The organism is Treponema sp. R6D11 (assembly GCF_054786075.1).
On sequence record NZ_BDHD01000109.1, the window covers coordinates 1 to 6,289 of the forward strand.

Annotated in this window: 7 protein-coding genes; 3 read left to right on the top strand and 4 right to left on the bottom strand. The window is 40.7% G+C overall.

Translation table 11 applies throughout. The features are described from left to right. The 3 genes from ACYVTD_RS09080 to ACYVTD_RS09090 form a co-directional block, all read left to right on the top strand. On the top strand, positions 1–820 hold an 820-nt coding region (locus tag ACYVTD_RS09080), incomplete at its 5' end, for a transcriptional regulator (protein ID WP_461247459.1). A gap of 14 nt (positions 821–834) precedes the next feature. Beyond that, complete coding sequence (gene pdxY, locus ACYVTD_RS09085; RefSeq protein ID WP_461247460.1) at positions 835–1,701, top strand: pyridoxal kinase PdxY; 867 nt, start codon at positions 835–837, stop codon at positions 1,699–1,701. Further along, complete coding sequence (locus ACYVTD_RS09090; protein ID WP_461247461.1) at positions 1,698–2,660, top strand: M28 family peptidase; 963 nt, start codon at positions 1,698–1,700, stop codon at positions 2,658–2,660. Before pdxY ends, ACYVTD_RS09090 begins: the two co-directional genes overlap by 4 nt. A gap of 73 nt (positions 2,661–2,733) precedes the next feature. On the opposite strand, the gene ACYVTD_RS09095 is transcribed toward ACYVTD_RS09090, so the two are convergent. The 4 genes from ACYVTD_RS09095 to ACYVTD_RS09110 all read right to left on the bottom strand — a co-directional run bounded on the left by ACYVTD_RS09095 (position 2,734) and on the right by ACYVTD_RS09110 (position 5,923). Next, positions 2,734–3,036 (bottom strand): BrnA antitoxin family protein, encoded by a 303-nt coding sequence (locus tag ACYVTD_RS09095; RefSeq protein WP_461247462.1) that lies wholly within the window; start codon positions 3,034–3,036, stop codon positions 2,734–2,736. Beyond that, entirely contained in the window at positions 3,020–3,241 is a 222-nt protein-coding gene (locus ACYVTD_RS09100; RefSeq protein WP_461247465.1) for a BrnT family toxin, read from the bottom strand. Before ACYVTD_RS09100 ends, ACYVTD_RS09095 begins: the two co-directional genes overlap by 17 nt. A 177-nt stretch (positions 3,242–3,418) precedes the next feature. Next, a complete protein-coding gene (locus tag ACYVTD_RS09105; protein WP_461247463.1) occupies positions 3,419–4,786 on the bottom strand; it encodes a hypothetical protein in 1,368 nt (455 codons plus the stop codon). A 663-nt stretch (positions 4,787–5,449) separates the two neighbouring features. Then, positions 5,450–5,923 carry a type III secretion system chaperone family protein gene (locus ACYVTD_RS09110; protein WP_461247464.1) on the bottom strand — a complete coding sequence of 158 codons (474 nt, stop codon included), beginning with the start codon at positions 5,921–5,923 and terminating at the stop codon, positions 5,450–5,452. Between the last annotated feature and the right edge of the window lie 366 nt (positions 5,924–6,289).

Here is a 6,289-nt window from a genome sequence, read left to right on the forward strand (position 1 = left end):
AGATAAATTGCTTTCTTTTAATGATGTAAAAAACATTCTAAAGCCAAAAAACGAAGTGTACATGGGAAGCCAGACAGTGCCGATAAAAATGATTGTCGGAAGCGAGGGGCGTTATCATGATTTTAATAAATTTTTTCTTCCGCGAAAAGAACATCTTCGTAGCCGCTGGCAGAGAGTTGACGAAGCGCACATAAAAGATATTATTCTTCCTCCGATTCTTTTGTACGAAATAGGCGGAGTGTATTTTGTACGTGACGGAAATCATCGCGTGTCTGTTGCAAAAATGCAGGGCGTAGAATTTATCGACGCCGAGGTTATCAGTCTTACAACAGAGATGAATATTAACCCGTCTATGACTACGGACGAGTTAACGGCAGAGCTTATTGAATACGAAAAAAATATTTTTTACACCGAAACATTATTCGGCGATTTAACCGATTACTGGGATATGAATTTTAGCGCTCCAGGGCGTTATGACGTAATTTATAACCATATACTTGTGCATAAATACTATTTAAATGAGGACATTGAAGAAGAAATTCATTTTAACAACGCCCTTGTATCGTGGTACAATAATGTATATAATCCTGTTATAAAGATAATCAGGGAACAGTGGTTACTTGCAAATTTTCCTGGAAGAACAGAAGCCGATCTTTATGTGTGGATAATAAAGCATTGGGATTTCTTGAAAAAGAAATACGGAACATATTCGCTTACTAAGGCGGCGGGAGATTTTTCCAAAAAGTACGGACAAAGTCACGGAAAATTTTTAAGGTTTTTAGGTCTGTTATTCGACAGAATATTTCACAGAACACGCTAAACGGAAGGTACAATATGGCGGTTTTATCTATTCAGTCTCATGTGGTTTTTGGATACGCGGGAAATACCGCGGCGGTTTTCCCTTTGCAGCGACTTGGACGCGAAGTCTGGGCAATTAACACAGTTGAGTTTTCCAACCATACGGGTTACGGCTCATGGAAAGGGAAAGTTTTGGGCGCTGAATTGGCGGCGGAACTGGTTATAGGGCTTGAAGAGCGAAACGCTCTTAACCGCTGCGAGGCTGTGCTTTCAGGCTACTTAGGCGACGCTTCCGTAGCTATGGCTATTGTGGACGCCGTTAAAAAGGTGCGAAGTAAATCACCTAACGCCATTTACACTTGCGATCCTGTAATGGGCGACGTGGGACGGGGTTTTTATGTAAAACCGGATATTCCCGATATTTTTAAAAAAGAGCTTATACCGCTTGCGGATATTGTTACGCCAAACCAGTTTGAACTTGAGGCTATAACGGGATTAAATACGCAAAATTTAGACGACGCTTTAAAAGCGATTAAACTTTTGCATGAGATGGGTCCTTCCATTATTCTTGTAACAAGTTACAAAGAAAAAGAAGGAGAGCTTTCCATGATTGCCTCGGATAAAAAAGATATTTATAAAATTACAACTCCTGAATTGCCTCTTGGCAAGGGAGTTGCAGGCACAGGCGATATGACCACGGCGGTATTTTTATCAAGGTATTTAGAAACAAAAAACCTTAAAAAAACTCTGGAACTGTGTACTGCCTCTGTTTTTGGCATTTTAGACGCAAGTTTTAAGGCGGCGGATAAAAACGAAAAACTTATAGAGCTTAAAATTATCGACACTCAGCAGGAGCTTGTATCTCCTTCCAACTCATTTAAGGCGGAAAAAATAACCGCGTGAATACAAAGGAAAATAAAAGCATAAAAACGCCTGAATGGGCAAAACACAGCCCCTACGACCGTTATTTTGATTTTATAGCGCCGGATGCCGACCGTTACGCGATTTTAACAAAGCAAATATCGGCGCTTAATTTTAATTCAACTGTTATTAATGTAGAGGGGAACAACCATATTTTTGTTTTCCCTCCCGGACAAAAATCCCTTCGCTCGGCAAGCGGCGTTTTTCCGTTTAGCGGAACAAGCCCGTACCTTTTTTCCGCCCATTATGATCGTGTGGCGGGAAGCCCCGGAGCAAACGACAACAGTATCGCCGTATTTCATCTGTTAAACGCCGCTGTTACTCTCGCGCAAAAAGGGATTGACCATTGGATAATTGTTTTTACAGATAAGGAAGAATTAACCGCGGGCGAAAGTTTTGAAAAGCAAGGCTCTTTTACTCTGGCAAAAAAAATAAAAAGTTGGGGGCTTGAAAAAGCGAAAATATTTAATTTTGACGCTTGCGGCTCAGGCGGCGTTTTTATTATTTCTACAACAACAGATTTAATCTTAAAAACCGCAGGACAGGATAGCGTTAGCCCAAATATTCGAGAAATAATAAAAAATATCGCAAGCCTACGCGATCACGCTCTTGAAATAGCCCAAAAATTACGCTTGGAAAGGGTACTGCTAGCTCCTACTCCATTTTCTGACGATGTTGGTTTTTTACGCGCAGGGCTTGCCGCGCAAACCGTCACCATGCTCCCCGCCAAAGAAGCAGAGCAATATGAAGCGCTGTTACGCGATCGCCCCGACTTTGGAAACTTAATTATATCGGGCGAAGTTAAAGCACCCGCCGAATACCGCCGTCTGCCTGAAACATGGCGCAGTTTGAATAACGCGCAAGATAATCCCGCGCGTCTTACGCCTGAGTATTTTAGTGCGTTTGTAAATTTTGTTGTTGGACTGTGCGCGGGGAATTAATTAAGAAGAGCTACCAAGAGCTACACGAACAGGGGGCGAAATATTTGTAGTAGAGCTGTTTCCTTTTTTGCGGCTACAGGGCTTTTTTTATCATATCGGGATGATGAATCGCGTAATCCAAAACCGCCGCCATAATTCCTGTATATCCTTTTCCAAAACCCTTGTATTGTTCCAGTGTTTTTTGATTTAACCTAATGCCAACGGTTTGTTTTTTATTAAGTTTTTTTGCCTCTAAGTAAAGAAAAGATAATTGTTTTGATGTGTATATAGGACTGTCTTTATCGGAGACAATAGGCATTTTTGCCGCTCGTTCAATACGCTCTAATTGTTCTTTGGTGGGTTTATCACCCGTCTTTAGTTTAACTGTTGTTTTCATTGTATAATTTTTCCTCCGCCTTCGTCCCTATCCTTGCTGAAATAATCCTTATTACACTGTCACCTCTTTCTGTGAAAACCACAAAAAGAACCCGATTTACCATTCCGATAGCAAGCCAATGTTCTTCTTCATCGCTATGATAAAGATCTGGCAGAATAACTTTGTATGGGTCATTAAAAACAAACTTTGCGTCCTCAAACGAAATACCATGTTGTTGCTAATTCAGTTTGTTTTTGTCTTCGTCCCATTCAAAAGTCAATTCTACCATACTTTTTGTATAGCATATTGTAAGACTATTTGTCAAGTATATTATTTACACAAAAAAAAGACCCCCCTTGCGGAGGGTCTTCATAACTAGGGCTCTTAACCCTAAACGCTCAAATTAGAAGCTGGCTGTGATTCCGATTGGAATTGACCAGTAGAGAGTACGATTCCTTACATCGCCTTTGTCGCCATTGTAGTAAACATCGTTGGCGGGTGATTCAAATTTGATGCCTGCAAAGAAAGCTCCGCTCCAGTAGGCGGGTGTAATAACGATGTACGGCTGTACATGCCATGCAACCTCAGATGAATTATCTACCGCGATTACCGCTTTGCCATCATCATCGTATTTTTCTACAGATTCCTTTCCAGTACGGAAACCTATGCCTAAGCTTAAATAAGCTGTAATGGTTTCATTAATCGCATAAGAAGGCAGTACGTCGATTATCATGCCCCAGCCATTATCGGCAAGTTTCGTTGAAAATGTCTTTGAATCACCATTGGTGTAAACTGTCAAATCTTTCACATTGTTTCCTAAAAATTCACCAACGATTCTGGATCTTACACCTAACGCGCCTGAAGTGAAGTTTACGCCAACGCCAGCATATAACGGGTTATTTACAGTATACGTTGATTCAATTCCAGTTTTCTTGCCGCCTGTTTCGCTTACACTGTTAACATAGAAAGTATCGGGGAACTTATAACCAATACCTACGTCAACGCCGAGGTTTTCAATTGATGTAAGACCAAAATATGCTCTTACATAAGGATTGTCATTATTTGCACCATCGGCAATGGTAAAACCACCCTGAGTTCCTGTTTTTCCATCATGTTCAAAGAGGCTGTTTTCATAGGTGATACCGGCAAGACCAACTCCGTCGATATTATAGGTTACCTGAACTGTGAATTGTTTGTATTCTTTGTATGCAATACCGCCGTCGACATGAAAAGCGAGATTGATAGTAAGAGGTTCTATTGGTTTTGATGTAATAATGAAGCCGGGGGCATTCCATCCGCCGTAAAATGCGTTGCGTGTAATAATGTTATCTATGGCTCCGCCGCCCCATGTGTTACCATTATTAGTGATAACTTCATTGGCTAACGCGTAAAAACCCCAGCCAGTTACGCCTTCAAGTCCAAATTCGCCGTCGCCTGCGTTGCTACCAATCTGAAGTCTGAAAAGCTCAGATGGTTTCCACCATACCCAGCCATAACCTTTAACGCCATCGTCGGCAAGTTGGGTATTAAAACGCAATGAACCGCCAATAGTTCCGTCCTCGGTCTGACCGGAAGCATTGATACGAACGCGGTTTATTCCATAGGCGGTCGAATTATGATACTTGGTTGTGTACGAGTCTCCGTCCTCTCTTTCTTCGCTGCTACCTTTAAGCAAGGTTACGCCGCCAAAGACTTCAACTCCAACGTCGGCGGCAAATACGCTACCCGCCACTAGCGCGAAAATTACTGAAAGTACAATCAGTTTTTTCATTCTAAATTCCTCCTAATCCTCTAGATAAGAGAGAACGCCGCACGAGCGTCCTGTATCTCTTTATCTCCCTCTCCCCTCCCAAAAGGGAGGTAATCTTTCGCGGCTTTTTAAACCGCGATTTAGCGTCCCAACGGGACACCTTAATTCTATTATTGTAAATACTAGAATCCCTTATAAAATAATATGTTTTAAAAAAAATGTCAATATATTTAAAGAAAAAATATGCGAATTTAAGGTAAATTTTCAAAAAACGCCGCCTGCCCGCCAAAATTTGCCTAAAAACGCGAAAATAGCCCTAAATTTTACCTAAAATACACGAAAATAAGGCTTTTATTCCCGTATAAACCCATTAAATAGCGGAAATCTAAATCGCGATTTATGGGCTTTTTGAGGGGGATTTTTTACCACGAACCACACGAACCAAAGAGCGAACAGAAGGATTTGGGTATTCTACCGATAAGCGCGTTAGACAGGAGCGAAAGTTTAGGGGTTTTTGTCCGTTATCTTGCCGTAAAGTCCAAAGCCACCCCCTCAAACAACAACCCCCTGATCCCTTTGCTCTCTACAACACACATATTGTAGTTAATATCTTAGCCCTCTAGGTTCGCTGATGTTCGTGTGGTTCGTGGTAGAATTCTTCGTTCTTGTTCGTGTGGCTCGTAATTAAAAATTCTTAAGCTGAGCCATAAAGTTATTTTCCGCGTTTCTTATAAGGGAGATTGCCCTTGAAAAAACAGGTATAAAATCTTTTGGATCATTTAAAAGTAATTCAGCGGTAATGGAGATAACTTTTCTGTCGGGAGAAAAGGCAACCTTAACTACCTTTGAACTTCTATTTGAAGAATTTGCCGCGTTAATAGCGGTTTCTTGGGAAACGGTATCCATCTTAAATCCAGTATAAACCTGAAAAAATTGAAGATCCTTATCGTCTACAATTATAAAATAAGTATCGCCTGCCACTTTAAATTGAATATCGCCGTCAGAGTCAACTGTAGGAATATAACCTTCTTGACGTAAATATTCTATGTAAGCGTTTTGTAAATCCTCTTTTGTCCATTGCTGTTGCGAGGCTACAGGGAAGACAAAAATACCCCCCAGAATTAAAATAGCAATTAAAATCTTACCCGCTTTTGACATACAAAACTCCTTAAATATTAATATAATGATATTTTCTTAATAGTATCACCCTATTTCAGGCTTGTCAAGATGATATTTTTGTACAAGATATATGCCTAAAGATTTTGTTCTGTAATAATAAAATGAGTATATAGTGAGTTGTGGATAGTAGATAGCATTTCACTTTCACGGCTTCACCACCACAAACCCTGCCGCTCCCAAAACAAAGAACATGGTCATTCAATATGAATTCTAACGTTCCTTTCCCTGTAAACATTCCGTTCTTTGCCCTTTTCCCGCCTGAAGAAGGCTGGGACATAGATACCCTTCGTCTTGCTGGAGACGGTTTGATTTATTACAGGGCTGCAAAAAGAGAAGGCTCCTCTC